Genomic DNA, 25,769 nt, shown 5'->3' with positions numbered 1-25,769 from the left:
TCACGCGATGCACGTCTCAAGCCAGGCTCCCACCGCAAGGTTAACGCTTCATGACCGCGGGGGTCGGACCATGCGGTGATTCTCGCAGCCAATTCCGGCAATTCCGGGAGCGGCGGCAGCGACCGCTGATTGACCGCTCCGGTTCCCGGCAGGACGTATCATCGCATCAGGCCCCTTAAGGCCGATGTGCGCCACGTCACCCGGCAGTCCATGCCCATTTTCTCGGCTTGCGGGCATGGCGGCAGCGCTCCAAGATCGCGTCGGCTGAGGTGGACATGCTGGCGACACGAGCGGTCGGAACGGACCGTGACGCTTTTCGGTGGCGGGAGGAGGGCGCGCGCATGCAGCGCGCCCATGGCGTCGGCCGTTTGTCGTTCGTCCGGCGCGGCGCCGACACGGTGATCCGGGATTGTTACCAGGAAGCCGGCCTGCGCATCCGCATGCCGCGTCCAGGGCCGGCCATGCCGGTCGAGGCTGTCATCATCAATACGGCCGGCGGGCTCACCGGCGGCGACCGCTTCTCGCTGGAGATCGTGGCGGGCGAGGGCACGCGTGCGGTGGTCACCGGCCAGGCCGCCGAGAAGGTCTACCGCTCGAGCGGTGGTGTCGGCTCGTTCCGGACCCACATCGTGCTCGGCGAGGCGGCCTCGCTCGATTGGCTGCCGCAGGAGGCGATCCTGTTCGACGGCTCGGCGCTCGATCGCCGGCTCGACATCGAAATGGCCGCAAGCGCCCATCTCCTGGCGGTCGAGAGCGTGGTGTTCGGTCGGCTGGCGCGTGGCGAGAGCGTCGAAAGCGCCTTCCTGTTCGAGCGCTGGCGGATCCGGCGGGGCGGCCGGCTGGTCTATGCCGAAGGGCTTCGTTTCGACGGTCCGGTGGCGGCAAGGCTCGCGGCGCGGGCTGCCGGCGCCGGCGCGATCGCCGCGGCGAGCGTCGTGGTGGTCTCGCCTGGCGCCGAGGACCTGATCGACGCGACCCGCGACCGGCTGGCCGGCCTCGATGCCACCGGCGTCGAGGCGGGGGCGAGCGCTTTCGACGGGCTGGTCTCGATCCGGCTCCTGTCGGCGGATCCGTTCGCGCTGCGCCGCGGGCTGGTCCAGCTTCTTGAAATGCTGCGCGGGCCGCTGCCCCGCGTCTGGTCGTGCTGAGGATGTCGGATGAACCTGTCACCACGTGAGAAGGACAAGCTCTTGATCGCCATGGCGGCCGTGGTGGCGCGCCGGCGGCTCGAGCGCGGCGTCAAGCTCAACTATCCCGAGGCCATCGCGCTGATCACCGATTTTGTCGTCGAGGGCGCGCGCGACGGCCGCGCCGTGGCCGACCTGATGGAGGCCGGGGCCCATGTCATTGGCCGCGACCAGGTGATGACCGGCATCGCCGAGATGATTCACGATATCCAGGTCGAAGCCACCTTTCCCGACGGCACCAAGCTCGTCACAGTGCACAATCCCATCCGCTGACAGTGTTGCAGAGGCCCGCACCATGAAACCGACCTCACCCTTCCTCACCCTCCTGGTCGCGGTCATGATGACGACCGCCGCCGAAGCCCATACCGGCATCGGCTCGACCTCGGCTTTCGCCGCCGGTTTCATGCATCCGCTGACCGGGCTCGACCACATGCTCGCCATGGTCGCGGTCGGGCTGTGGGCCGGCTCGCGCGGCGGCGCCGCCCTGTGGGTGTGGCCGGCGAGTTTTGTCGGCGTGATGGTGGTCGGCGGCATTCTCGGCATGTCCGGCCTGGCTCTGCCCTTCGTCGAGCAGGGCATTCTCGCCTCGGTCCTGCTGCTCGGCCTTGCGGTTGCGCTTGCGGCACGCCCGAATGTCGCTGTCGGCGCGACGCTGATCGCGCTGGCCGCGCTGTTCCACGGCCATGCCCACGGCACCGTGGTGCCGGCCAATGCCTCGGGCGCGGCCTATGCCATGGGTTTCGCGATCTCGACCGCGGCGCTGCACCTGTTCGGCATCGCCGTGACCATTCTGGCCGCGCGCCTGACGGTTCCGGCCGCGGTCCGCACGGCCGGCGCCCTGACGGCTGCCGCCGGCCTGGTGCTGGCCATGGCCGGCGGGCTCGCCTGAGCACTCCGACCACCGCATGACCGGCCGGCGGCGAAGTGCTGTCGGCCCCTCGACAGGAGGTTTTCCATGCTCGAACTGCGCCCGAATTGCGAATGCTGCGATCGCGACCTGCCGCCGGAGACGCGCGACGCGATGATCTGCACCTTCGAATGCACCTTCTGCGCCGACTGCGCGGACAAGGTGCTCGGCGGCACCTGCCCGAATTGCGGCGGCGAGCTGGTCCGCCGCCCGGTCCGGCCGGCGGCCAAGCTCGCGCGCTTTCCAGCCTCGGCCAAGCGGGTGCTGAAGCCTGATGGATGCGCCGGCCTGCGGGCGACGGGCTAGGCCAATGAAACCCGGCGAGATCATCACGCCCGCGGGCGATGTCGTGCTCAATGCCGGCGCCAACAGCGTCACGCTGACGGTGTCGAATAGCGGCGACCGGCCGGTGCAGGTCGGCTCGCATTACCATTTCTTCGAGACCAATCCGGGCCTCGTCTTCGATCGCGCCATGGCCCGCGGCATGCGCCTGGACATTCCCGCCGGCACCGCCGTCAGGTTCGAGCCCGGCCAGACCCGCGAGGTGACGCTGGTGCCTTATCTCGGCAACAGGACCGTCCATGGCTTCCGCCAGGACGTGATGGGCAAGCTTTGACCGGCCCTATCGGGGATTAGCTGCCCCAGGAGAACACGATGCCCTACCGGATTTCCCGGGCTGCCTATGCCGACATGTTCGGGCCGACGGTTGGCGACAAGGTCAGGCTGGCCGACACCGAACTGCTGGTCACGGTGGAGAAGGATTTCACCATCTATGGCGAGGAGGTGAAGTTCGGCGGCGGCAAGGTGATCCGCGACGGCATGGGCCAGAGCCAGGTCACCAACAAGGCCGGCGCCGTCGACACCGTCATCACCAATGTGCTGATCATCGACCACTGGGGCATCGTGAAAGCCGATGTCGGCCTGAAGGAAGGCCGCATTGCCGCGATCGGCAAGGCCGGCAATCCGGATGTCCAGCCTGGTATCGACATCATCATCGGGCCGGGCACCGAGGCGATCGGCGGCGAAGGCAAGATCCTGACCGCCGGCGGCATCGACACCCATATCCATTTCATCTGCCCGCAGCAGATCGAAGAAGCCTTGATGAGCGGGCTGACCACCATGCTCGGCGGTGGCACCGGGCCGGCTTCGGGCACGACGGCGACCACCTGCACGCCCGGCCCCTGGCACCTGACCCGCATGCTGCAGGCGGCCGAAGCCTTCCCGATGAATCTCGCCTTTGCCGGCAAGGGCAATGCGGCACTGCCGGATGCGCTGGTCGAGCAGATCGAGGCCGGCGCCTGCGCGCTGAAGCTGCACGAGGACTGGGGCACGACGCCGGCGGCGATCGACAACTGCCTGAGCGTTGCCGACGACCACGACATCCAGGTGATGATCCATACCGACACGCTGAACGAGAGCGGCTTCGTCGACGACACCATCGCGGCGCTGAAGGGCCGCACCATCCATGCCTTCCACACCGAAGGCGCCGGCGGCGGCCACGCGCCCGATATCATCAAGGTGGCGATGATCGAGAACGTGCTGCCGTCCTCGACCAATCCGACCATGCCCTACACCGTCAATACGCTGGAGGAGCACCTCGACATGCTGATGGTCTGCCATCACCTGTCGTCGTCGATCCCCGAAGACGTGGCCTTCGCCGAAAGCCGCATCCGCAAGGAGACCATCGCGGCCGAGGACATCCTGCACGACATGGGCGCGCTCTCGATCATGGCCTCCGACAGCCAGGCCATGGGGCGGATCGGCGAGGTGATCATCCGCACCTTCCAGACCGCCCATAAGATGAAAGTGCAGCGCGGCGCGCTGGCCGAAGATGTCGGCACCGGCGCCGACAATTTCCGGGTCAAGCGCTACATCGCCAAGGTGACGATCAACCCGGCGATCGCGCATGGCCTGTCGAAACATATCGGCTCGGTGGAGGTCGGCAAGCTGGCCGATCTGGTCTTGTGGGAGCCGAAATTTTTCGGCGTGAAGCCGGCCCTGGTGCTGAAATGCGGCACGATCGCCGCCGCTCCGATGGGCGATCCCAATGCCTCGATCCCGACGCCGCAGCCAATGCATTACCGGCCGATGTTCGGCGCCTTCGGCAAGGCGCTCACCGCCTCCTCGGTCACCTTCGTCTCGCAGGCGGCCTACCAGAACGGTGTCCACAAGAAGCTCGGCCTGGAACGCATCGTGCTGCCGGTCGAGAACGTCCGCGGCGGCATTTCCAAGAAGAGCCTGATCCACAACGGCGCGACACCGCATATCGAAGTGCACCCGGAGACCTATGAGGTGCGTGCCGACGGCGAGCTCCTGACCTGCGAGCCGGCCAGGGAATTGCCCATGGCGCAGCGCTATTTCCTGTTCTGAAGGCTATGGACCGGAGCCGCGAGGGAAACGTCGCCGGGCCGGCCGGCCTTGGTCAGGAACCCGAGGAATCTCGGATCGTCGGCATAAGCGACATTGATGCGCATATGGCCGGAATGGGCCGAGCGGTCGGGTGAAAACATGGTGCCGGGCGCGATGAAGATGCCTTCGGCCGCCGCGGCCTTGGAAAAGGTCACGTCGTCGCGGCCGGCGGGAATGCGGCACCACAGGTAATAGCCGCCGGTGGGGGCTGAAAAGATCTCCAGGCCGAAGCGGCCGAGTTCGCCGACCGCCACTTCGGTCGCCTGTTCGATGCGGGTCTTCAGGCGCTTCAGGTGATGGCGGTAATGGCCTGAGATCATCAGGTCGTGCACCAGGCGCTCGACATATCCCGACGAGTTGACCACGGTCAGCATCTTCATGTCGCGCAACACCGTGACGGTGCGGGGCGAGGCGGCGATATAACCGACGCGCAGGCTCGCCGACAGCGTCTTGGCGAAAGTGCCGAGATAGATGACGCTCTCCAACTGGTCGAGCGAGGCGAGCCGGTAGAGCGTCGGCGCCAGGACATCGGCGAAAGGATCGTCCTCGACAATGGTCACGCCGTGCCGTGCAGCGATTTGCAAGAGCCGATGGGCCACCGCCACCGACATGGAACTGCCGGTCGGGTTATGCGCCAGGCTCTGGGTGAAGAAGATCTTGGCCCGGCCGCTCGCCGCCTTGTCGGCGAAATCGTCGAGATCCGGCCCGTCGGCGAGGCGCCTGACCCCCAACATCTCGACCTTGGCGAGTTTCAGCTTGGCGAACAGCGGATAATAGCCGGGATCGTCGACCATGGCGGCGTCGCCCGGCTCCAGCGCATGGCGAATGATCAGGTCGAGCGCATGATTGGCGCCGTGGGTGAGCAGGACCTGGTCCGGCCCGACCGGAATCGAACGTTCCGCCAGCATCAGCGACAGGCGCTCGCGCAAGGGGCCGTAGCCGAGCGCGCTGCCATAACCGTGCTCGATCGGTTCGCCGCCGCGCGCGCCGGTCAGCCGCATGTGGCGGCCGAGCTCCGAGCCTTCCATCCACGAGGCCGGCGGCCGGCCGTCGCCGATGCGCACTTCGAAATGCTGGTCGAGCTGCTCGCGCAACAGGCCGAGAATGTCGAGCGCCTCGGCGACATGCGGCGCCTGGATCTCCGGCGAGCTCCGCCTGACTGCGCCGACGAAAAAGCCCGAGCCGCGCCGGGCTTCCACCAGGCCGAGCGCAACCAGCCGGTCATAGACTTCGACAACGGTGTTCTTGGCGACGTCGTAATGCTCGGCCGCTGCCCGGATCGACGGCAGCCGGTCGCCGGGTTTCATCAGGCCGGCCTCGATAGCCCTCGAGATCTGGCTGACGATGGTTTCGGCCTTGCCTCTCGGTGGAGCGGGCGAGGGCATCACTGTTCCCCAATTTTTACTGGTACAGGCCTGGGAAGTCGCGCCAAACTGTACCTTGATGAAAGGGCACAGCAGCTTGATTGTCCCGGTCAAGATCTGTCAAGGGAGGTTCGTCGACCAACCCTTGATATTGGCAGGAGGACGTCAAGGTGGCAGCGGACGCTGCGCGGGCTCTCAGCTCGCGCCTGGAAAATTATCGCAATCTCTCGCCGGCCGACCGGCTGGCGGGCCTGGTCGAGGCGGCCGAACTCAGCCAGGCCGACCTGGCGCTGCTCGCGTCTCCCGGCGCGCTGCCGGTGGAGCGCGCCAACGGCATGATCGAAAATGTCGTCGGCACCTTCGAGCTGCCCTTCGGCATCGCCACCAATTTCACCGTCAACGGCCGCGACTATCTGATCCCCATGGTGGTGGAGGAGCCCTCGGTGGTGGCCGCCGCCTCCTATATGGCGCGCATCGTGCGGCCCCATGGCGGCTTCGAAACCTCGTCCTCGGCGCCGATGATGCGCGCCCAGGTGCAGGTCATCGGCCTGACCGACCCGCATGGCGCCCGCCTCAGATTGCTCGGCGCCCGCGACCGCATCATCGAAGCCGCCAATGCCAGGGACAAGGTGCTGATCGGGCTCGGTGGCGGCTGCCGCGACATCGAGGTGCATGTCTTCCCCGAGACGCCGCGCGGGGCCATGGTCGTGCTGCATCTTTTGGTCGATGTGCGCGACGCCATGGGCGCCAACACGGTCAACACCATGGCCGAGACGGTGGCGCCGATCGTCGAACAGGTCACCGGCGGCGAGGTGCGCCTGCGCATCCTCTCGAATTTCGCCGACCTGCGCCTGGCGCGTGCGCGCGTCGCGGTTCCGCCGGAAGCGCTGGCGACGTCGGCCTATTCAGGCGAACGGATGATCGAGGGCATGCTGGACGCCTATGCTCTTGCCGCCGTCGACCCCTACCGCGCCGCGACCCATAACAAGGGCATCATGAACGGCATCGATCCGGTGGTGGTCGCGACCGGCAATGACTGGCGGGCGATCGAGGCGGGTGCCCATGTCTGGGCCTGCCGCAAGGGGTCTTATACCTCGCTCACCACCTGGGAGGTCGACCAGGCGGGCCGGCTCGTCGGCACGCTGGAAATGCCCATGGCGCTCGGCCTGGTCGGCGGCGCCACCAAAACCCATCCGCTGGCTCAGCTCGCCTTGCGCATCCTGAAGGTCGAGACCGCCCAGGAGCTCGCCGAGGTGACGGTGGCGGTGGGGCTCGCCCAGAACATGGCGGCGATCCGCGCGCTCGCCACCGAAGGCATTCAGCGCGGCCACATGGCGCTGCATGCCCGCAACATCGCGATCGTCGCCGGCGCCAGCGGCGCGGAGGTCGACCGGGTCGCGGCTGAACTGGCCAGGACCCATGACGTCAGGGTCGATCGCGCCAAGGAATTGCTCGCCGGCTTGCGCGGGTGAGCCTTGCCAAGACCAGAGCCGAAGCCATCGGCCATCAATGAAACGGGAGCCAAGGAGAGACATGATGAAGAAAAGTTTTGCACCGAGCCGCCGCGACAGCCTGATCGGGGCGGCGGCGCTTGCCGCCGGCTTCGGCCTGGGACCGCTGAGGGCGCAAGCCCAGGGCGACATCAAGATCGGCTATAATGCCGACCAGTCGGCCACCGGGGCCGCCGAACTCGGCCTCTCCGGCCGCTACGGTTTCGAGGCGGCGATCGAGGACGTCAACGCCGCCGGCGGCGTGATGGGCCGCAAGCTCGTCGGCGTCATCAGGGACGATGTCGGAGCGCCGCCGAAGTCGATCCAGAACATGCTCGAGCTGATCGACAACGAGAAGGTCGCGGCCGTCGTCGGCCCGACCAATTCGGGCAATGCGCTGGCCTGGCTGCACCTGCCGCAGCAGAAGACGACGCCGGTCATCTCGCATGTGGCGACCGCCACCGAGATCACCACGCGTTACGCCTCGCAGCCGAGGAACTATATTTTCCGCGTCTCGATGGTCGATCGCGAACAGCTGGCGCTGCTGGCCGCCTATGCCGTGCGCGGCTCGAAATCCGGCAAGGTCGGCATCATCGCCGACACCACGGGTTACGGCCAGGCGGCGACCAAGGACCTCACCGAGATCCTGGCCCTGCACAATATCCGGCCGGTGGCGGTCGAAAAATTCGGCCCGCGCGACACCGACATGACCTCGCAGCTCGCCAAGCTGCGCGATGCCGGCGCCGACATGGTGATCGCCGGATCGCTCGGCGATGCCAATGCCCATATTCTCAAGAGCATGGAGAAGATGGACTATTTCCCCGGCCTGCTCGGCACCTGGAGCAGCATCAACACGCCGCTCCTGAACATTGCCGGGCTGAAACTCGCCGAGCGCATCGTGTTCGCCGCCTCCACCACCGAGAATTCCAACCCGAAGGCGGCGGCGTTGAACACCCGCCTGGTCGCCAAACATCCGAACATGCCGGCCTTCGTCTCGGCGGCTCAGGGTTATGACGCGGTCATGCTGATCGCCGCGGCGCTCCGCCAGGCCAATTCGACCGAGGGCCCGAAGGTGCAGGAAGCCCTGGAAAACCTCGGCAAGGTCGAAGGTGTCATCAAGACCTATGAGCGGCCGTTCTCGAAGACCAATCACGAGGCGCTCGGGGTTGCCGACTTCAACCTGGCGGTCTGGCGCGACGGCAAGGTGGTCAAGCTCGACGACGCGGTGACCCGGGCGCTGACCGCGGCGGATTTCAAGCGCTGAGGCGGCGAACCAACACTCTCCCAGAGGGAGAGGGTGCCGGCGGAGCCGGCGGGTGAGGGGGCGTCCATTTCAGGATGAGGGCGCCTGCAACCCGAGCATTGGCGCCCGTTCCGCGCGCTCACGCGCCTCACCCGGCGCCTCATAGAATCGAGCGAACGCAAGATGCGTTCGCACTTGCCATGCGCTGCCACCCTCGCCCGATGCGAGAGGGTTCTTGCGTGCGGTGCTTTCATGCGGTGCGCCAGGCGAGAAGCATCGGTAAGACCTCGATCATGAACGACGCCGCGATCAACCACCGAGCCAAACCAATTTCCACCCCGAGGGGAGGGCACGCATGACGGCAATCCTGCAGGCGCTGGCCAGCGGCCTGGCGCTCGGCGCCATCTACGGCCTGGTCGCGCTCGGTTTCAACATCACCTATTCCACCACCAAGACCTTCAATTTCGGCCAGGGCGAATTCCTGGTCGCCGGCAGCCTCGCCGGCATTTCCATCCTGCTGGTCACTGCCGGCAAGCCACATTTCGGCAATCTCGCGCCCGCCGAAATGTCGATCATCGGTTATTCCGCCGCTTCGCTCCTCGCTATGGCGCTGGTCGGCGCGCTCGGCGTCGCCCTCTATTACGGCGCGGTGAAACCCTTTGTCGGCTCGGCCGGGCTCAACTGGGTGCTCTCCACCATCGGCTTCGGCATCATCATCCAGAACGCCGCGCTGGCGTTTTGGGGCCCGGCCTCGATCGCCGTGCCGTCGCCCCTCGGCAATGGCGTCATCCGCATCGCCGGTGTCGGCATCCGCCCGCAGGAGATCCTGATCGCCGGCACCGCCATCGTGGTCATGGTGGCGCTCGATCTCTTCTTGAACCGCACCCGCTACGGCAAGGCCCTGCGCGCGGTCGCCTTCAATCCGCAGGCCGCAGCCCTGGTCGGCATCAATGTCGAATGGATCGTCATCATCGCCTTCGTCCTGAGCTCGGCGCTCGCGGGCCTTTCCGGCATGCTGATCGCGCCGATCGTCACGGCCTCGGTGTTCATGGGGCTTGGCATTGCGCTCAAGGCCTTTTCGGCCGCCATCGTCGGCGGCCTGACCAATCCGCGCGGCTGCGTGCTCGGCGGTTTCCTGCTCGGCGTGGTCGAGGCCATGGTCGGGCTCTGGCGCGCCGAACTGCGCGAGATCGCCATTTTCGGCCTGATCATCCTGGTCCTGGTGTTCCGCCCGAGCGGCCTGATGGGCGCCCGCACGGTGGAGAAGCTCTGATGCCGCGCCTTGCTCCCTTTGGCCTCGGCGCGCTGATCGTGGCGCTTGCCTATGCTGCCTCCCGCAGCGGCCTCAACGGCTTCTACCTGCACATCCTGTTCATGATCGGGGTGAACTATCTCGCCGCCGCCGGCCTCAACGTGCTGGTCGGTTATGCCGGCCAGAAATCGCTCGGCCATGCCGGCCTGTTCGCGGTCGGCGCCTATGCGGCGGCGCTCGGCGGCACCGAATGGGGGCTGAACCCCTGGGTGGCGCTGGCTTTCGCCGGCGCCATGGGCGGCCTGTTCGGCCTGGTCATCGCGGCTCCTGCGGTGCGGGTCGCCGGTCCGAGCCTTGCCATGGTCACCATTGGCTTCGGCATCGTCATGGAGAAGATCGCCACCGAATGGACCGATGTGTTCAAGGGCCAGGCCGGCGTCTATGGCATCACGCCGCCGAGCCTGTTCGGTTCGAGCTTCGCCAGCCAGGACTGGGTCTGGTTCGTCGCCCTGCTCGGCGTGCTGACCCATCTCATGCTGCGCTCGCTGCTGGCGGGCCGTTTCGGCCGGGCCTTCCTGGCGGTGCAGCTCGCCGAGCCGGCGGCGGCTTCCGTCGGCATTTCGGTGCGCGCTGCCAAGACGCTGGCCTTCGTCATCAGCGCGGTCACCTGCGCGCTGGCCGGTGCCCTGGTCGCCCAGGAGAACCAATATTTCAATTCGGACTTCATCTCGTTCAACCTGTCGGTCTTCCTGCTGGTGGTGGTGATCTTCGGCGGTTCCGGCCATATCTACGGACCGCTGCTCGGCGCCGTCACGCTCACCCTGATCGATGCCTGGCTCGCCCGCTGGCCCGCCTTGCAGCATTTCGCTTATGGCGGGCTGCTGCTGTTCGCGCTCTATGCCATGCCCAAGGGCCTCGCCGGCGCGCTGCAGGGCCTGACCGACCGGCTGGGCTGGACGGCCAAGAAGCCGGCGGAGCCGATCCTTGCCGCGACGGCGACACCTGTCGCCCGGCCGGAGCCTTTTGAAACCGGTCCGCTGATCGAGACCCGCGGCCTGGTCAAGCGTTACGGCGGCGTGGTGCCGACCGATCATGTCAGTCTCACCGTCACGGCGGGGCGGGTGCATGCGCTGATCGGCCCGAACGGCGCCGGCAAGACCACGCTGTTGAACCTGCTGTCCGGCCATGTCGCGCCCGACGAGGGGACGATCCTGTTCCGTGGCCGCGACATCACCCGGGCGCCGGCCCATGCGGTGGCGGCGCTGGGCATTGCCCGCACCTTCCAGAACCTGCGCCTCTTCGCCGACATGTCGGTGATCGACAACGTGCTGGTCGGGGCCCACCTGCATATCAAGGCCGGTTTCTTCGCAAGCCTTGTCGGCACGCCGGGCCAGGCCCAGGCCGAGGCGCGCGCCCGCACCGAAGCCATGGCGCTGCTCGACAGCCTGGATCTCGGCGACCATGCCGAAAGCCCGGCGCAAAGCCTGCCCTATGGCCTGCAGCGCCGGCTCGAAATGGCCCGCGCGCTGGCCTCGTGGCCGAAGCTGCTGCTGCTCGACGAACCGGCCGCCGGCCTCAATCCGCAAGAAACCCACGAGCTCGGTGCCGTCATCAAGCGGATCCAGGCAACCGGCGTCACCATTCTCCTGATCGAGCATCATATGGATCTGGTCATGGAGGTGTCCGACCACGTCATCGTGCTCGACTACGGCGCCAAGATCGCCGAGGGCACGCCTGCCGCGATCAAGCGCGACCCACGCGTGATCGCCGCCTATCTCGGCACCGAGGCCGCCGTGCCCGAACTTGCGGGAGCGAGCTGAGCGATGCTGACGATTTCCAACCTGTCGGTGCGTTACGGCGCGATCGAGGCGCTGCGCGGCATTTCGCTTCATGTCGGCACGGGCGAGGTGGTCGCGCTGATCGGCGCCAATGGCGCGGGCAAGACCACCGCCATGCGGGCGATTTCCGGCCTCGCGCCGGTGACCTCGGGCGATATCAGCCTCGACGGCCGCTCGCTGAGGGGCGTGCGCCCGCATCACTGCGTCCGCCTCGGCATTGGCCATGCGCCGGAAGGCCGCATGGTGTTCGGCGACCAGTCGGTGCGCGACAACCTGCTGCTCGGCGCCTTCACCCGCAAGGACCGTGAGTTGGAGGCCGATATCGACGGCATCTTCGCGGTCTTCCCGCGTCTCGGCGAGCGCCAGCACCAGCTCGCCGGCACGATGAGCGGCGGCGAGCAGCAGATGCTGGCGATCGGCCGCGCCCTGATGGGCCGGCCGAAGCTGCTGCTGCTGGACGAACCCTCGCTCGGCCTCGCCCCCCTGGTGGTGCGTGAGGTCTTCGCGGTGATCGGGCGGCTGAAGGCCCAGGGCATGACCATCCTGCTGGTCGAGCAAATGGCCAACCAGGCGCTGGCCATTGCCGACCGCGCCTATGTCATCGAAACTGGCCGCCTGACGCTCGAGGGCACCGGCGCCGAGCTGCTCGCCGACCCGCGGGTGCAGGCGGCTTATCTGGGGGCGTGAAAGGGCGAGTGGCGAATGGCGAATGGCGAATGGCGAATGGCGAATGGGGCATGATGCGACGAGCGCGCAAACCCTCGCCCGCGCCTTCGCGGGAGAGGGTGGCCGCGGAGCGGCCGGGTGAGGGTGGTTGCGTCAATGCTAACTGCGCATGTCGGGTCGAATTGATGCGCAGGATCTAGATTCGAACCCTCACCCGGCGCCTGACGGCGCCACCCTCTCCCGCAAGCGGGAGAGGGTTTGCGCGCAAACCTGTCGCATCATGCCCCATTCGCCACGCGCTCTCAGCCACTCGCCAATCGACGGAGCCTGAACCATGCCCGACATCACCCTTGTCGAAGTCGGCCCGCGCGACGGCCTGCAGAATGAAAAGGGTGTGGTCGCCACGGACATCAAGCTGGCGCTGATCCGGCGGCTCGCCGATGCCGGCTTCAGCCGCATCGAGGCGACGGCGTTCGTTTCGCCGAAATGGGTGCCGCAAATGGCCGACCACGCGGCGGTCATGGCCGGCGTGCCGCGGCGTGCCGGCCTGATCTATTCGGTGCTGGCGCCCAATGAGAAGGGGGCGGCAGCGGCGATCGCAGCCGGCGCCGACGAGATCGCCGTGTTCACCGCGGCCTCCGAGAGCTTTGCCCGGAAAAACACCAATTGCTCGATCGCCGAGAGCCTCGAGCGTTTCTTGCCCGTCATGGCGCTGGCGCGGCAGGCGGGCATTCCGGTGCGCGGTTATGTCTCCTGCGTGCTCGACTGCCCCTATGAGGGCGCGATCCCGGCCCAGGCCGTGGCCGAGGTCGCAGCCCGGCTCGATGAGCTTGGCTGTGTCGAGATCTCGCTCGGCGACACGATCGGCCGGGGCACGCCCGAGGCGACCGCCGCCATGGTCGAGGCGGTGGCCGCCCGGGTGCCTGTCGGCCGCCTTGCCGGCCATTTCCACGACACGGCGGGCCGGGCGCTCGCCAATGTCGCCGCGGCCCATGCGCTGGGGGTCACGGTGTTCGACGGTTCGGTCGGCGGGCTCGGCGGCTGTCCTTATGCGCCGGGTGCCGCCGGCAATGTCGCGACCGAGGCGCTGGTCGGCTTCTTCGAAGGGCAGGGCCTGTCCACCGGCATCGATCTCGCCAGGCTGGCCGAGACCGGCCGCTGGGTGCGGGCGGAGCTCGGCCGGGCCGGCGGGTGATCGAGGCCGGGGCGTCGTCGCTTCGGCCGCGGCGAAGCGAGAGGCCAGCGGCGCAGCGGCGGATGACGTGTAGCCAGAACGTCGCGGCGGCTCTATTCGTTGTCGAACCCTCGTCGTCGTCGAACCTTTGCCATTTGCGGGAAACCCCATGATCCGCGCCATCGCCGTCCGCTTGCCCCATTCCTTCCCCGATAGCGCGGTGATCGACCGCGTCGTGCTCGATTATGACGACCGGCATCGCCGCCGCATGGCGATGGAAGGGGTCGAGGGCACCGAATTCCTGCTCGATCTCGCCGAAGCGGTGCCGCTCGTCTCGGACTGCGGGCTGGAGCTCGAAGACGGTCGGATCGTGCTGGTCGTCGCGGCCGCCGAGCCGCTCCTGGAGATCCGGACCAAGGACCCGAACCACATGGTCAGGATCGCCTGGCACCTCGGCAACCGCCATCTGCCGACCCAGATCCTCGGCACCAAGCTGCGCATCCGTCGCGACCATGTCATCGAGGACATGGTCAAGGGGCTGGGCGCCAAGGCCGTGGCGATCGAGGCGCCGTTCGATCCCGAAGGCGGCGCCTATGGCCACGGCACCGTGACCGGCCACGACCATGATCACGACCATGGCCACAAGCACGACCATGGCCACAAGCATGCCGATGGCCACAAGCATTCCGATGGCCACAAGCATGTCCACGATCATGCGGCCAAGGATCACGCCAGCAAGGCGCGGGATGTCCTCGGCGTGCAGAGCGCCGGGCACGGGCATGACGACGCCTGCGGCTGCGGCCACGACCACAAGCATGACCACGAGCATGGCCATGACCATGATCACCAGCGTGATCACGGAGATCACAAGCATGATCATGGACATCGTCACGGCCACGACCACAAGCATGGCTGAGCCGTTCCGTCCGGCGGCGCTCTACCGACTGCTCGCCTGGATGTCGCCGTCCTACCCGGTCGGCGCCTTCAGCTATTCCCATGGGCTGGAATGGGCGGTGGAAACCGGCGACATCACCAGCGCGGCGACCCTGGTCGATTGGCTCGACCTGGTCATCGGCGCCGGATCCGGTCTCGCCGACGCGACCTTCTTCGTCCATGCCCATCGGGCGACGCTTGCCGGCGACCGACAAGCCCTGGCCGAGGTTGCCGAACTGGCGCTGGCGTTTCAGCCGTCCAGGGAGCGCCGGCTGGAAACGACGGCGCAGGGCAATGCCTTCATGCTGGCGGCCGAGGCGGCCTGGCCGGCCGACGGCCTGGCGCTGATCCGCGCGGCCTGGGGCGACGCGGTTGCCTATCCGGTTGCGGCCGGCTGCGCGACCGCGGCCCATGGCATCGACGAGACGGTTGCGCTGCATGCCTTCCTGCATGCGGTGACGGCAAACCTCGTCTCGGCGGCGGTGCGCCTGGTGCCGCTCGGCCAGACCGACGGCCAGCGCGTGCTGGCGGCGCTCGAGCCGCTGGTCGAGGCGACTGCCGGGCTGGCCGCCCAGACGGCGCTCGATGATATCGGCGGCCATGCGCTACGCTCTGATATCGCCTCGATGCGCCACGAAACCCAATATACCAGGCTGTTCAGGAGCTGACCGATGCCTTCACCCCACGGACCCCTACGCGTCGGCATTGGCGGACCGGTCGGTTCCGGCAAGACCGCGCTGATGGACGCCTTGTGCAAGGCGCTCAAAGGCTCGTTCGAGATCGCCGCGATCACCAACGACATCTACACCAAGTGGGACGCCGAATATCTGATGCGCTCCGGCGCGCTGCCGACCGAGCGGATCATGGGGGTGGAGACCGGTGGCTGCCCGCATACGGCAATCCGCGAGGACGCCTCGATCAACCTGGCGGCGGTCGCCGAGATGCGCGCCAAGTTCCCCGAGCTCGACCTGATCCTGATCGAATCGGGCGGCGACAATCTGGCCGCCACCTTTTCGCCCGAGCTCGCCGACCTGACCATCTATGTGATCGACGTCGCCGCCGGCGAGAAGATCCCGTCCAAGGGCGGGCCGGGCATCACCCGCTCGGACCTGCTGGTCATCAACAAGACCGATCTCGCGCCGATGGTCGGTGCCGATCTCGGCAATATGGACCGCGATTCCAAGCGTATGCGCGGGCAGCGCCCCTTCGTCTTCACCAATATCAAGACCGGCGACGGCGTCGACACGGTGGTGCGGTTCATCCGCGACAAGGGCGGGCTGAAACCTGCGTGAGACGCGCAGCGGCCATTCCGCCGGCCGCCGCGGCCAAGCTTTGCGTCAACCGTTTCAAGAGCCATTATAAACAGCGAAGCAGGCGGACAACGCCGCCAATGGATTTTCGGGAGTGACGCCATGACCACGCAACCGCGCTTCATCCGGCTCGCGGCGGGTGACAATGTCGTCGTCGCGGTCGATCTGATCGATGCCGGCAAGCGGGTCGACGGCGTCACCGCCACCGCGCGCGTGCTGAAGGGTCACAAGATGGCCACCCAGCCGATCGCGCAGGACGCGCCGGTGGTCAAATATGGCCAGATCATCGGCTTCGCCTCGCAGCCGATCGCGCCCGGCCACTGGGTGCACAGCCATAATTGCCACTTCGCCACGTTCGATCGCGACTATGCCTTCGCTGAGGGCGCCGCGCCGGAGGCGATCCTGCCGCTGCCCGAGCGCGCCACCTTCCAGGGCTTCCGCCGCGCCAAGGGGCGGGCCGGGACGCGCAATTACATTGCCATCCTGACCTCGGTGAACTGTTCGGCCTCGGTCGCCCGTTTCATGGCCGAGGCGGTCAACCGCTCGGGCATGCTGGCCGAGTTCCCCAATGTCGACGGTGTCATTCCGCTGGTCCACGGCACCGGCTGCGGCATTGCCGGCGAGGGGCTCGGCTTCGACATCCTGGAGCGCACGATCTGGGGTTATGCCACCAATCCGAATGTCTCGGCGGTGCTGATCGTCGGACTCGGCTGCGAGGTGTTCCAGATCCCCCGGCTGATGAAGGCCTATGGCATCGAGCCGGGCGCGCATTTCCAGTCGATGACCATCCAGGAGACCGGCGGCACCAGGAAGTCGATCGAGGCGGGCGTGGCGCGCATCCGCGAGATGCTGCCGCTGGTCAATCAGGTGAAACGCGAGACGCTGCCGGCCTCCGAGCTTTGCCTGGCGCTGCAATGCGGCGGCTCGGACGGCTATTCCGGCATCACCGCCAATCCGGCGCTCGGCAAGGCGGTCGATCTCCTGGTCGAACATGGCGGCACGGCGGTGCTGTCGGAAACGCCGGAGATCTATGGCGCCGAGCACTTGCTGACGCGCCGCGCCGAAAGCCGCGAGGTCGGCGAGAAGCTGGTCTCGATCATCAAATGGTGGGAGGCCTATACCACCAAGCACGAGGGCTCGATGGACAACAATCCGTCGCCCGGCAACAAGGCCGGCGGGCTCACCACCATTCTCGAGAAGTCGCTGGGAGCTGCCGCCAAGGGCGGTTCGACCACGCTGCGCGCGGTCTATCATTACGCCGAGAAGATCGATCGCGCCGGCTTCGTCTACATGGACACGCCGGGTTATGACCCGGTGGCCGCCACCGGCCAGGTCGCCGGCGGTTCCAACGTGCTCTGCTTCACCACCGGCCGCGGCTCGGCCTATGGCTGCAAGCCGACACCGTCGATCAAGCTCGCCACCAATTCCGAGATCTACACCCGGATGATCGACGACATGGACATCAATTGCGGCGACGTGCTCGACGGCGTGTCGCTGGAGGACAAGGGCCGGGAGATCTTCGAGCTGATCCTCAGGACGGCGTCGGGAGACAAGACCAAGTCCGAACTGCTGGGGTATGGCGACAACGAATTCGTGCCCTGGCAAATCGGCGCAACCATGTGAGGCCGATGCGATGCAACGACGCGTGATCAGTGCGGACGATACCCCTTGCGCCATTGGCGGTTACGCCCAGGCGGTCGAGGTGACGGCAGCGACCCGGACGGTCTATGTCAGCGGCCAGATCCCGGTCGACGCCAAGGGCGAATGCCCGAAGGGTTTCGCCGCGCAATGCCGGCTCGCCTGGCGCAATGTGCTGGCCCAGCTCGCCGCCGCCGACATGAGCGTCACCAATCTCGCCAAGGTGACGATCTTTCTGGCGGAGCGCCGCTTCGCGCTGGAAAACCGCCAGATCCGCCAGGAGGTGCTGGGCGATCACCAGCCGGCGCTGACGGTGATCATCACCGGCATTTTCGACGAAGCCTGGTTCATCGAGATCGAGGCCGTCGCGGTGGCGTGAGACGGGGCGGGGCCGATCTCCAAGAACCGGGCCTCGTTTCGAAAGCCTTGACGGCCTATGGCATCGGCCGGCGGGCACGGCGAACGATGATCCGGCCGCCCATACCATCTTGCGAGGCCGACCATGCAACGACGCCCGATCAGTGCCGCCGACGCGCCGCCCGCCATCGGTTATGCCCGCGCCGTCGAGGTGACCGGGGTCGCCAGGACGCTCTATGTCAGCGGCCAGATTCCGGTCGACGCGAAGGGCCACGCGCCCGCGGGCTTTGCGGCCCAGTGCCGGCTCACCTGGCGCAACGTGCTGGCACAGCTCGCCGCCGCGGACATGACGGTCGCCAATCTCGTCAAGGTGACGATCTACCTCGCCGACCGCCGCTTCGGATTGGAAAACCGTGAGATCCGCCAGGAGGTGCTGGGCGATCACCTGATCGCCTCGACGGTGGTCATCACAGGCATTTTCGACGAGGCCTGGCTGATCGAGATCGAGGCCGTGGCGGTGGCTTAGATTGCAGAACGGCGCGGCATTGTGCAAAGCACGGGACGTCTGTGTCTGAACCATCGCTCTCTATCCCAGCCGCGCGTCGACCTGGTCCCAGAATGGTCGTCCTGTCGATGTCCGGAAAAAGCCGAAATGGCCGATCTTGCCGCCCGGCGCGGTCTTCGCCGCGATGAACTCGGTGGTCGCCAGGCCGGCCGGGAAGCCCTTGGCGAGACCCTCGATGGCCGCCGCCGGCCCGAACGGATCGTCGTCGAAACCGATCAGGTGGACACGCGCCGTGACCGCGGCGAAACGCTCGGCCGCGCCGACTTGCGGGTCGCCGAAGAAATAGTCCGGCGTCAGGCACCAGCGGGTCCATTGCCGGAACACGCCGCCGGGCATGTTTTCGCCCATGCCGAACCATCCGGCCGGGAAATAGCCGGCAAAGGGAATCAGCACCGGTGCCAGATAGCGTGACAGGAAGCGGATCCGGCCCGCGACTCTCGAATCGAACAGCCGCATGTCGCCGATCTGCGCGGCGATGCCGACGACATGGGTGACGCGTGGATGCGGCGCGAGGCCAAAGGCCTGGCCGCCGAAACTATGGCCGACAATGCCGAGTGGCTGGTTCGGCCAGGCCGCCGCGGCATGATCGGCGACGGCGCGTGCGTCCTGGTCGGCCCAGTCGAGCATGGTGGCCGGGAAACCCCGCAAACTTGCCGGGCGCGAGCCGCCGATGCCGCGATAGTCGAAGGTGACGACGCGTCGGCCGAGCCCGGCCAGGTGATCGGCGAAGGCGGCATAAAAGCCGCGCGGCACGGCGGTGGCGGCCTGCAGGATGACGGTGGAGCGCGCCGTGCCGGCCGGCTCGAAGATGGTCGCGGCCAGGCGCAGGCCGTCGCGCGCTGCGATTTCGATGGTCTCGACCGACGTCCCGGACATGCGCTCGTCTCATGTTGTCGTGTATCTGCACGATGCTAGGCGGCGGATTTCGCCCTGTCCATGGACGATCGCGCCGGCCGATCGTGAAAATTGGTCTCATTTTCAACCATTCGGCCTTGTCGTGCGGGGCTGAACATCTCTATCGTCGGTCCAGCATGCGAAAGAAGCGCAGTGGAAGCGCTCCCGGCGCCCAAGAGCCGGCATCGAGGAACGTCTGACGAGGATCCTGGACAATGACCCTGTCTCGCCGCCACCTGCTGGCCCTTGCCGGCAGCACTGTCGCAACGCCGGCCGTGATGCGCACCGCCTGGGGCCAGACCCCGCAGGTGACCTTGCGCATGCACCACTTCCTGCCGCCGGCCTCGAACGCCCATCAGCGCTTCCTGGTGCCGTGGTCGCGCAAGGTGGAGGCCGAATCCGGCGGCCGCATCAAGATCGACATCTTTCCGGCCATGCAGCTCGGTGGCGCGCCGCCGCAGCTCTACGATCAGGCCCGCGACGGTGTCGCCGACATCATCTGGACCTTGCCGGGCAATACGCCCGGGCGCTTCCCGTCGATCGAGGCGATCGAACTGCCGTTCATTGCCGGCAAGCGGGCGGTGACCAATTCGAAGGCGCTGGCGGAACTCGCGCCGACCCATTTCATCAAGGAGTTCTCGGAGGTTCAGCCGCTCTGCCTGTGGGCGCATGACCACGGACTGATCCATTCCAGCAAGCAGGTCAGGACGCTTGCCGATCTCGCCGGCCTCAAGCTGCGCTTCCCGACCCGCCAGGCCGGCGAAGCCCTGCGCGCGCTCGGCGCGACCGCCATCGGCATGCCGATCCCGCAGGTGCCCGAAGCCTTGTCGCAAGGCGTCATCGACGGCGCCGTGGTGCCCTGGGAGGTCGTGCCGTCGCTGCGCCTGCACGAGCTGGTCCGCTACCACACCGAAATCCCGGGCTCGCCGACGCTCTATACGGCAACCTTCATCCTGGCGATGAACAAGCCGAAATACGAGGGTTTGCCGGCCGACCTGAAGACGGTCATCGACGCCAATTCGGGCATGCCGGCGGCGATCATGGCCGGCGAGATGTGGGACGAGCGTGGGCGCGCGGTGGCCGAAATGGTCAAGGGGCGGTCGCGCAACACCATCACCATGCTGGCCGATGACGAGGCCGCCAAATGGCGCGCCGCGACCAAGCCGGTCGAGGAGGCCTGGCTGAAGGCCGCCAAGGAGCGCAATATCGACGGCCAGAAGGTGGTCGACGATGTGCGCGCCGCGGTCGCCAAACATATGATGGCCTGAGCCTCGATGGTGCACGACCTGGACAGGGCGCGGGGCGATGAACCGCCGCGCGATCCGATCGGCCGCGCGGCCCGCGCGCTGGCGGTTTTCGGCGGCGCGGTGATGCTGGTCACCGCCGCCATGGTGACCTTGTCGGTCCTGTCCCGATGGCTGTTCAGGACCGGCATCAACGGCGACTTCGAGATGGTGCAGATCGCCACCGCGGTGGCGGTCTTCGCCTTCCTGCCGCTTTGCCAATGGGGCCGCGGCAACGTCTTCGTCGATACCTTCACCCTGAAGGCGCCGGCCCGCTTCAACCGCGGCCTGGATGTCCTCTGGGACCTCGTCTATGCCGGTTTCGCGCTGCTGATCGCCTGGCGTCTCGGCCTCGGCGCCTATGACGCGATTTCCTCGCGCACCAGTTCGATGGTGCTGGCGATCCCGATCGGCTGGGCGATTGCCGTGACCGCGGCCATGGCCGCCTTCCTGTTCATCGTGACGCTGGCGACAGCCAACCGGCTGCGCCGAGGTGCCAAATGAGCGGAGCGGCCGTCGCAATCCTCGGCTTTGCCGGAATGCTGGTCCTGCTCGGCCTGCGCATGCCCATCGGGCTTGCCATGCTGACCGTCGGCTCGTTCGGTTATGTCCATTTCACCAGCCTGGCGATCTTCCTCAACTATATGAAGACGACGCCTTATCACCTGTTCGCCAACTACACGCTTTCGGTCATTCCGCTGTTCATCCTGATGGGCGCGCTGGCCGAGAAATCCGGCCTGTCGACCGCGCTGTTCCGGGCCGCGGCAGCTTTTCTCGGCCATTTGCGCGGCGGGCTCGGCATGGCCCTGATCGGCGCCTGCACCGGCTTCGGCGCGATCTGCGGCTCGTCGGTGGCGACCACCGCGACCTTCGGTCGGGCGACCCTGCCGGAATTCCGCCGCTACAATTACGATCCGGGCTTCGCCACCGGCATGATCGCGGTCGGCGGCACGCTCGGCATCCTGATTCCGCCCTCGGTCATCCTGGTCGTCTATGCGATCACCACCGAGCAGAACATCGCCAAGCTGTTCATGGCGGCGCTGATTCCCGGCCTGCTGGCGGCGTTTTTCTACTGCGTGGTCATCGCCATCATGGTCAGGCTGCGCCCGGAAGCGGGACCGGCGCTGGAACGGGTCGGCTGGGCCGACCGGCTCAAGGTGGTGGTCGGCGTCTGGCCGGTCATGCTGATCGCCGTCACCGTGGTCGGCGGCATCTATGGCGGCATCTTCACGCCGACCGAGGGGGCATCCGTCGGCTGCATCGCCATGCTGGTGGTTGGCCTGCTGCAGCGCACGCTCGGCTGGCACGAGATCAAGCTGTCGGTCATCCAGACCGCCGAGACCTCGGCGATGATCTTCATGATCCTGCTCGGTGCCGAGGTGTTCAACGCCTTCCTGGCACTGTCGCAATTGCCCGAGCTCGCCGCCCAGGTGGTCACCCAGTCGGGCCTGCCGCCCTATGGGGTGATCGTCGTGCTGCTGATCTTCTACGTCATCCTCGGCGGGGTGATGGACGAACTCGCCATGATCCTGCTGACGCTGCCGATCTTCTTTCCGATCGTGGTGGCGCTCGATCTCGGCATGCCCGCGGACGACGTCGCCATCTGGTTCGGCATCCTGGTGCTGATGGTGGTCGGAATCGGGCTGACCGCGCCGCCGATCGGCCTCAACGTCTTCGTCATCTCGGCGATCGCCAAGGACGTGCCGATCATCTCGACCTATCGCGGCGTGCTGCCTTTCGTGGCGGCCGACGTGATCAGGCTCGGCCTGGTCGTGGCCTTCCCGGCGCTGGCGCTCTGGCTGGTCAACTGGCTGACTTGAGCCGAGGCTGCTCACGGAGTGAGTCAGGGACCCTCGCCATCTCGTTGCGCGATCGGGTCTTTTGACCTGATCGGTGCCGCCGGCTCCGGCCGTTTCAGCGCGGCTTGTGCGTCAGCCGCCTGGCATTGGCTTTGGCCGTGCGGGCGGCGGGCCTCGCAGCGGCAACCCCGATCGCCATCAGGCCATGGGCGACATCGTCGGGCGACACCTGGCCGAAGGCCGAGCGCATCATGAACCGGCCGGTTTCGACAACCGCGTCGAACGAGCCCTCGGTCGCCGCATCGACCTTTTCGGCGACCATGCGCATGGCCTCGTGCTGGCTGGCGGCATCAAAACCTGAAGGCGTTGCCATCATCGCCATGCGGTGAGCGATGGTGACACCGGCTGCGATCGCGGTGGAGGCGGAGAGCGAGGCAGCGCGCATGGCGCTGTCGGTGAAGCGGGGCATGTACCAGAAGAACAATGAGAGCCCTCATTCGTCCGGACGGGTTGCCCGAAGGGAATCAAGTTTGCGAACATCCCAACCGATTGCAAGGAAGGAAAGTCGCATGGCTGCTGATCATCCCCGGTTTCCACCCAAAGACCCGGATTTCGAGGAGCGCGGCCGCTCCGGCTTCACCCGCCAGCCGCTGATGGCCACGCTCGGTGCCGAGATCGTGCTGGTCGAACCCGGTTATGTCGAGATCGCCATGCCGTTCGCTCCGCATATCCTGCAGCAGCACGGCTTCGTCCATGCCGGCGCCATTTCGGCCATCGTCGACACGGCCTGCGGTTTCGCCGCCATGACCTTGATGCCCAGAGGCGCCGGCGTGCTGACCACCGAATTCAAGATCAACCTGATGTCGCCGGGCAAGGGCGAACGCTTCATCGCGGCCGGCCGGGTCGTGCGTCCCGGCAACAAGCTGATGGTGACGCTCGGCGAGTGCTTCGCCGAGACCGGCGGCACGCGCAAGCTGATCGCCATGATGACCGCCACCATGATGGTGATGGATACGCCGGGAATCGTCGATTGAGGGGATAAGCCATGTCGGACCTGATCATCGAGCGCGACGGCCCGGTCACCACCTTCATCCGGACCCGCGCGGCGGCGCGCAATGCCATGAACCCGGAAGGGGCGGCGGCGCTGTGCGCCGCGCTCGTCGCTTTCGACGCCGATCCCGAGGCTAGCGTCGGCGTGCTGTGGGGCGCGGGCGGCGCCTTCTGCGCCGGCTTCGACCTGAAACATGCGGCGAGCGCGCCCGATACCGCCGCCTTTGGCGGGCCGCTCGACATTCCCGACGGCGACGACAACTGGCCGCGTGGCCCGATGGGGCCGACACGGCTGATGCTGTCGAAGCCGGTGATCGCCGCGATCGCCGGTCCGGCGGTCGCCGGTGGCATGGAGATCGCGCTCTGGTGCGATCTCCGGGTCATGGAGGAGGACGCCTATATGGGCGTCTATTGCCGGCGCTGGGGCGTGCCGCTGATCGACGGCGGCACGGTCAGGCTGCCGCGCCTCGTCGGCCAGGGCAGGGCGCTCGACCTGATCCTCACCGGCCGCAAGGTGGCGGCGGAGGAGGCGCTGCGCATCGGGCTCGCCGACCGTGTCGTGCCGAAGGGCACCGCGCGTGAAGCGGCGCAAGCCCTGGCGCATGACATCGCCCGCTTCCCGCAGGGCTGCATGCGCGCCGACCGCGCCTCGGCCTATGCCCAATGGGACCTGCCGGTCACCGCGGCCCTGCGCAACGAATGGCGCGGCTCGGCGCCGATGGTCGCGGCCGAAGGTGTCGCCGGCGCCGGCCGTTTCGCCGCCGGCAAGGGCCGCGGCGGCGATTTCGGCAGTATTTGAGGCGAGCGGCGAGTGGCGAGTAGCGAGTGGGGGCAGCGAGCGCCGCGCATGAGCCCTCGCCCTCGCCTTCGCGGGAGAAGGTGGCCGCGGAGCGGCCGGGTGAGGGTGGTTGGGTCAATGCAAGAGGTGCATTCCGGGTCGAAATGATGGCCGGGGCGCCTGTTCAAGCCCTCACCCGCCGGCTCCGCTCAGGCAAAAGCTCGCTTTTGCCGGGGCACCCTCTCTCGCCAGCGGGCGAGGGTTTGCGCGCTGCGGTGGCCGCTTCATCCCCACTCGCCGCTCGCCCATTCACCGCAGCGCCGCCGTCGTCACTGCCTCCGGGACCCCGAGCTTGCGCGCGGTGGCGACGATCGAATCCCAGGTGCCGTCCGACAGCGGCACGCCGTCCTTCAGCTTCTTCGCCTTGGCGCGCATCTCGGCCTCGCCCGGCACCAGCACCTCGCCACCGGCCTCGATCGGCTTGGCGCTCTTGTAATAGGCGACGTATTCGGCGCATTCGCCGGGGAAGAAGCCGTCGGGATCGACCACTTTCGGGTCGATATAGATCGACATCATGCCGTTGCAGAAACGCTTGTCGGGGCCGGTGGTGCCGGCGCCGGTCAGCGCGCCGCCGAGGATCTCGCACATGAAGGCGAGGCCGGAGCCCTTGTGCTCGCCAAAGGCCCTGATGGCGCCGGGGCCGCGCATCGGGTCGCGCGTGCCGGGACCTGCCGGATAGGCCCCGTAGAGCACCGCCGGGTCGCCGCTCTTGGCGCCGTCAGGCGAGATCAGCGCGTCCGGCGGCACCGGCTTGCCGCCCATCGAGGCGACGAGCACCTTGCCCTCGGCCACCAGCGAGGTGGCGAAATCCAAGAGCAGCGGCGCCTGGCCCGGCCGCGGCACGCCAATGCAATAGGGCGCGGTGGAGATGCGCCGGTCGACGCCGCCATAGGGCGCGACCAGGATCGAGCCGACGACATTGACGAAATGGATCGAGACCAGTCCTTCGGCCGCGGCCATTTCGGCGAAATCGCCGATCCGGCCGAGATGGCCGGCGTGGCGCAAGGCGACCGCCGCGAGACCCTGGCTCTTGGCCTTGTCGATGCCGATCCGGACCGCCTGCGGGCCGACCGTCTGGCCAAAGCCGTAATGGCCGTCGAGGACCGCGAGCGAGGGCGTGTCGACAATGGTCGAGACGGTCTTGCCGGCCTCGACCTTGCCCTCGTTCAGCCAGTCGACATAACGCTGCACGCGCGCCACGCCGTGGCTGTCATGGCCGGCGAGATTGGCCTCGGTCAGGTAGCGGCCAATGCGGCCGGCCTCATCCGGCGCGCAGCCGGCAGCCTCGAAAATTGCGGTGACCAGCGCCACAAGGCGGCCGGCATCGACGATGGCCATGGAATCCCTCCCGATTTTTGAGGTGATCATGGCGGGCTATTCGGCTGGCGGGAAGCCTGTTGCCGGGCAGGAGGGATGCGCGGCGCCGGCACTTTCGGCCACGGGGACGCCGGGTTAGGGTCCGGACTCAATAAGGATGGGGCTCACGATGAGGCCAAAATGGTTGAGGGCAAGGAGAAGTGCGCAGCCCGATGTTTTCCATCGGGCAAGCGCTTCGACACAGCCATCGGCCAT

The 25,769-nt window shown here is 67.3% G+C and carries 27 protein-coding genes; 23 read left to right on the top strand and 4 right to left on the bottom strand.

What is annotated here, in order from left to right; all coding sequences use genetic code 11:
• Window positions 1–341 precede the first annotated feature (341 nt).
• The 6 genes from E8M01_RS33865 (at window position 342) to ureC (ending at window position 4,464) form a co-directional block, all read left to right on the top strand.
• The gene (locus E8M01_RS33865; protein ID WP_170182186.1) at window positions 342–1,148 is read left to right on the top strand and encodes an urease accessory protein UreD; all 807 of its coding nucleotides are present in this window, start codon (window positions 342–344) and stop codon (window positions 1,146–1,148) included.
• Window positions 1,149–1,157: 9 nt separating this feature from the next.
• Window positions 1,158–1,460: an urease subunit gamma gene (locus E8M01_RS33860; RefSeq protein ID WP_136964201.1), complete on the top strand. Its 303-nt coding sequence runs from the start codon at window positions 1,158–1,160 to the stop codon at window positions 1,458–1,460.
• A gap of 22 nt (window positions 1,461–1,482) precedes the next feature.
• Window positions 1,483–2,076 carry a HupE/UreJ family protein gene (locus E8M01_RS33855; protein WP_136964200.1) on the top strand — a complete coding sequence of 198 codons (594 nt, stop codon included), beginning with the start codon at window positions 1,483–1,485 and terminating at the stop codon, window positions 2,074–2,076.
• A 66-nt stretch (window positions 2,077–2,142) separates the two neighbouring features.
• Window positions 2,143–2,400, top strand: coding sequence for a DUF1272 domain-containing protein (locus E8M01_RS33850; protein WP_136964199.1), 258 nt, complete (start codon window positions 2,143–2,145; stop codon window positions 2,398–2,400).
• A 4-nt stretch (window positions 2,401–2,404) separates the two neighbouring features.
• Window positions 2,405–2,710: an urease subunit beta gene (locus E8M01_RS33845; protein ID WP_136964198.1), complete on the top strand. Its 306-nt coding sequence runs from the start codon at window positions 2,405–2,407 to the stop codon at window positions 2,708–2,710.
• 38 nt (window positions 2,711–2,748) lie between these two features.
• Window positions 2,749–4,464 (top strand): urease subunit alpha, encoded by a 1,716-nt coding sequence (gene ureC / locus E8M01_RS33840; protein ID WP_136964197.1) that lies wholly within the window; start codon window positions 2,749–2,751, stop codon window positions 4,462–4,464.
• On the opposite strand, the gene E8M01_RS33835 is transcribed toward ureC, so the two are convergent.
• On the bottom strand, window positions 4,449–5,888 hold the full coding sequence (locus E8M01_RS33835; RefSeq protein ID WP_136964196.1) for an aminotransferase-like domain-containing protein: 1,440 nt from the start codon (window positions 5,886–5,888) through the stop codon (window positions 4,449–4,451). The genes ureC and E8M01_RS33835 overlap by 16 nt on opposite strands.
• 149 nt (window positions 5,889–6,037) lie before the next feature.
• Between E8M01_RS33835 and E8M01_RS33830 the strand changes: the two genes are divergently transcribed.
• From E8M01_RS33830 to E8M01_RS33770, 12 genes are all read left to right on the top strand, one after another.
• Complete coding sequence (locus E8M01_RS33830) at window positions 6,038–7,339, top strand: hydroxymethylglutaryl-CoA reductase, degradative (RefSeq protein WP_136964195.1); 1,302 nt, start codon at window positions 6,038–6,040, stop codon at window positions 7,337–7,339.
• 64 nt (window positions 7,340–7,403) lie between these two features.
• Entirely contained in the window at window positions 7,404–8,621 is a 1,218-nt protein-coding gene (locus tag E8M01_RS33825) for an ABC transporter substrate-binding protein (protein WP_136964194.1), read from the top strand.
• Window positions 8,622–8,955: 334 nt separating this feature from the next.
• On the top strand, window positions 8,956–9,873 hold the full coding sequence (locus E8M01_RS33820; protein WP_136964193.1) for a branched-chain amino acid ABC transporter permease: 918 nt from the start codon (window positions 8,956–8,958) through the stop codon (window positions 9,871–9,873).
• Window positions 9,873–11,672 (top strand): branched-chain amino acid ABC transporter ATP-binding protein/permease, encoded by a 1,800-nt coding sequence (locus E8M01_RS33815; protein ID WP_136964192.1) that lies wholly within the window; start codon window positions 9,873–9,875, stop codon window positions 11,670–11,672. Before E8M01_RS33820 ends, E8M01_RS33815 begins: the two co-directional genes overlap by 1 nt.
• A 3-nt stretch (window positions 11,673–11,675) precedes the next feature.
• Entirely contained in the window at window positions 11,676–12,377 is a 702-nt protein-coding gene (locus E8M01_RS33810) for an ABC transporter ATP-binding protein (protein WP_136964191.1), read from the top strand.
• Window positions 12,378–12,690: 313 nt separating this feature from the next.
• The gene (locus E8M01_RS33800; protein ID WP_136964189.1) at window positions 12,691–13,551 is read left to right on the top strand and encodes a hydroxymethylglutaryl-CoA lyase; all 861 of its coding nucleotides are present in this window, start codon (window positions 12,691–12,693) and stop codon (window positions 13,549–13,551) included.
• Between the two features lie 148 nt (window positions 13,552–13,699).
• Window positions 13,700–14,446, top strand: coding sequence for an urease accessory protein UreE (locus E8M01_RS35295; RefSeq protein ID WP_136964188.1), 747 nt, complete (start codon window positions 13,700–13,702; stop codon window positions 14,444–14,446).
• A complete protein-coding gene (locus E8M01_RS33790; RefSeq protein ID WP_246088526.1) occupies window positions 14,439–15,131 on the top strand; it encodes an urease accessory protein UreF in 693 nt (230 codons plus the stop codon). Before E8M01_RS35295 ends, E8M01_RS33790 begins: the two co-directional genes overlap by 8 nt.
• A gap of 3 nt (window positions 15,132–15,134) precedes the next feature.
• Entirely contained in the window at window positions 15,135–15,755 is a 621-nt protein-coding gene (gene ureG / locus E8M01_RS33785; protein ID WP_136964186.1) for an urease accessory protein UreG, read from the top strand.
• A 120-nt stretch (window positions 15,756–15,875) separates the two neighbouring features.
• Window positions 15,876–17,396 carry a UxaA family hydrolase gene (locus E8M01_RS33780; RefSeq protein ID WP_136964185.1) on the top strand — a complete coding sequence of 507 codons (1,521 nt, stop codon included), beginning with the start codon at window positions 15,876–15,878 and terminating at the stop codon, window positions 17,394–17,396.
• Between the two features lie 10 nt (window positions 17,397–17,406).
• Window positions 17,407–17,790 carry a RidA family protein gene (locus E8M01_RS33775; RefSeq protein ID WP_136964184.1) on the top strand — a complete coding sequence of 128 codons (384 nt, stop codon included), beginning with the start codon at window positions 17,407–17,409 and terminating at the stop codon, window positions 17,788–17,790.
• Between the two features lie 123 nt (window positions 17,791–17,913).
• Window positions 17,914–18,294 carry a RidA family protein gene (locus E8M01_RS33770; protein ID WP_136964183.1) on the top strand — a complete coding sequence of 127 codons (381 nt, stop codon included), beginning with the start codon at window positions 17,914–17,916 and terminating at the stop codon, window positions 18,292–18,294.
• A 60-nt stretch (window positions 18,295–18,354) separates the two neighbouring features.
• Here E8M01_RS33770 and E8M01_RS33765 read toward each other — a convergent pair whose 3' ends face one another.
• On the bottom strand, window positions 18,355–19,209 hold the full coding sequence (locus tag E8M01_RS33765; protein ID WP_136964182.1) for an alpha/beta hydrolase family protein: 855 nt from the start codon (window positions 19,207–19,209) through the stop codon (window positions 18,355–18,357).
• 233 nt (window positions 19,210–19,442) lie between these two features.
• Between E8M01_RS33765 and E8M01_RS33760 the strand changes: the two genes are divergently transcribed.
• The 3 genes from E8M01_RS33760 to E8M01_RS33750 are packed head-to-tail and all read left to right on the top strand — an operon-like array spanning window position 19,443 to window position 22,330.
• A complete protein-coding gene (locus tag E8M01_RS33760; RefSeq protein ID WP_136964181.1) occupies window positions 19,443–20,495 on the top strand; it encodes a TRAP transporter substrate-binding protein in 1,053 nt (350 codons plus the stop codon).
• Window positions 20,496–20,501: 6 nt separating this feature from the next.
• Window positions 20,502–21,014, top strand: coding sequence for a TRAP transporter small permease (locus E8M01_RS33755; RefSeq protein ID WP_136964180.1), 513 nt, complete (start codon window positions 20,502–20,504; stop codon window positions 21,012–21,014).
• Complete coding sequence (locus E8M01_RS33750; protein WP_136964179.1) at window positions 21,011–22,330, top strand: TRAP transporter large permease; 1,320 nt, start codon at window positions 21,011–21,013, stop codon at window positions 22,328–22,330. The genes E8M01_RS33755 and E8M01_RS33750 overlap by 4 nt, the downstream gene beginning before the upstream one ends.
• Before the next feature lie 94 nt (window positions 22,331–22,424).
• Here E8M01_RS33750 and E8M01_RS33745 read toward each other — a convergent pair whose 3' ends face one another.
• Window positions 22,425–22,793, bottom strand: coding sequence for a hypothetical protein (locus E8M01_RS33745; protein ID WP_136964178.1), 369 nt, complete (start codon window positions 22,791–22,793; stop codon window positions 22,425–22,427).
• 85 nt (window positions 22,794–22,878) lie between these two features.
• Here E8M01_RS33745 and E8M01_RS33740 point away from each other — a divergent pair, with 85 nt between their 5' ends.
• Window positions 22,879–23,343: a PaaI family thioesterase gene (locus E8M01_RS33740; protein WP_136964177.1), complete on the top strand. Its 465-nt coding sequence runs from the start codon at window positions 22,879–22,881 to the stop codon at window positions 23,341–23,343.
• Between the two features lie 11 nt (window positions 23,344–23,354).
• A complete protein-coding gene (locus tag E8M01_RS33735) occupies window positions 23,355–24,158 on the top strand; it encodes a crotonase/enoyl-CoA hydratase family protein (protein WP_136964176.1) in 804 nt (267 codons plus the stop codon).
• A 288-nt stretch (window positions 24,159–24,446) separates the two neighbouring features.
• Here E8M01_RS33735 and E8M01_RS33730 read toward each other — a convergent pair whose 3' ends face one another.
• A complete protein-coding gene (locus tag E8M01_RS33730) occupies window positions 24,447–25,535 on the bottom strand; it encodes a malate/lactate/ureidoglycolate dehydrogenase (RefSeq protein WP_136964175.1) in 1,089 nt (362 codons plus the stop codon).
• Window positions 25,536–25,769: the final 234 nt, after the last annotated feature.

The organism is Phreatobacter stygius, from assembly GCF_005144885.1.
Classification (GTDB): domain Bacteria; phylum Pseudomonadota; class Alphaproteobacteria; order Rhizobiales; family Phreatobacteraceae; genus Phreatobacter; species Phreatobacter stygius.
The sequence above is the reverse complement of the archived record's forward strand: the minus strand, read 5'-3'. Positions and strand labels throughout refer to the sequence as shown.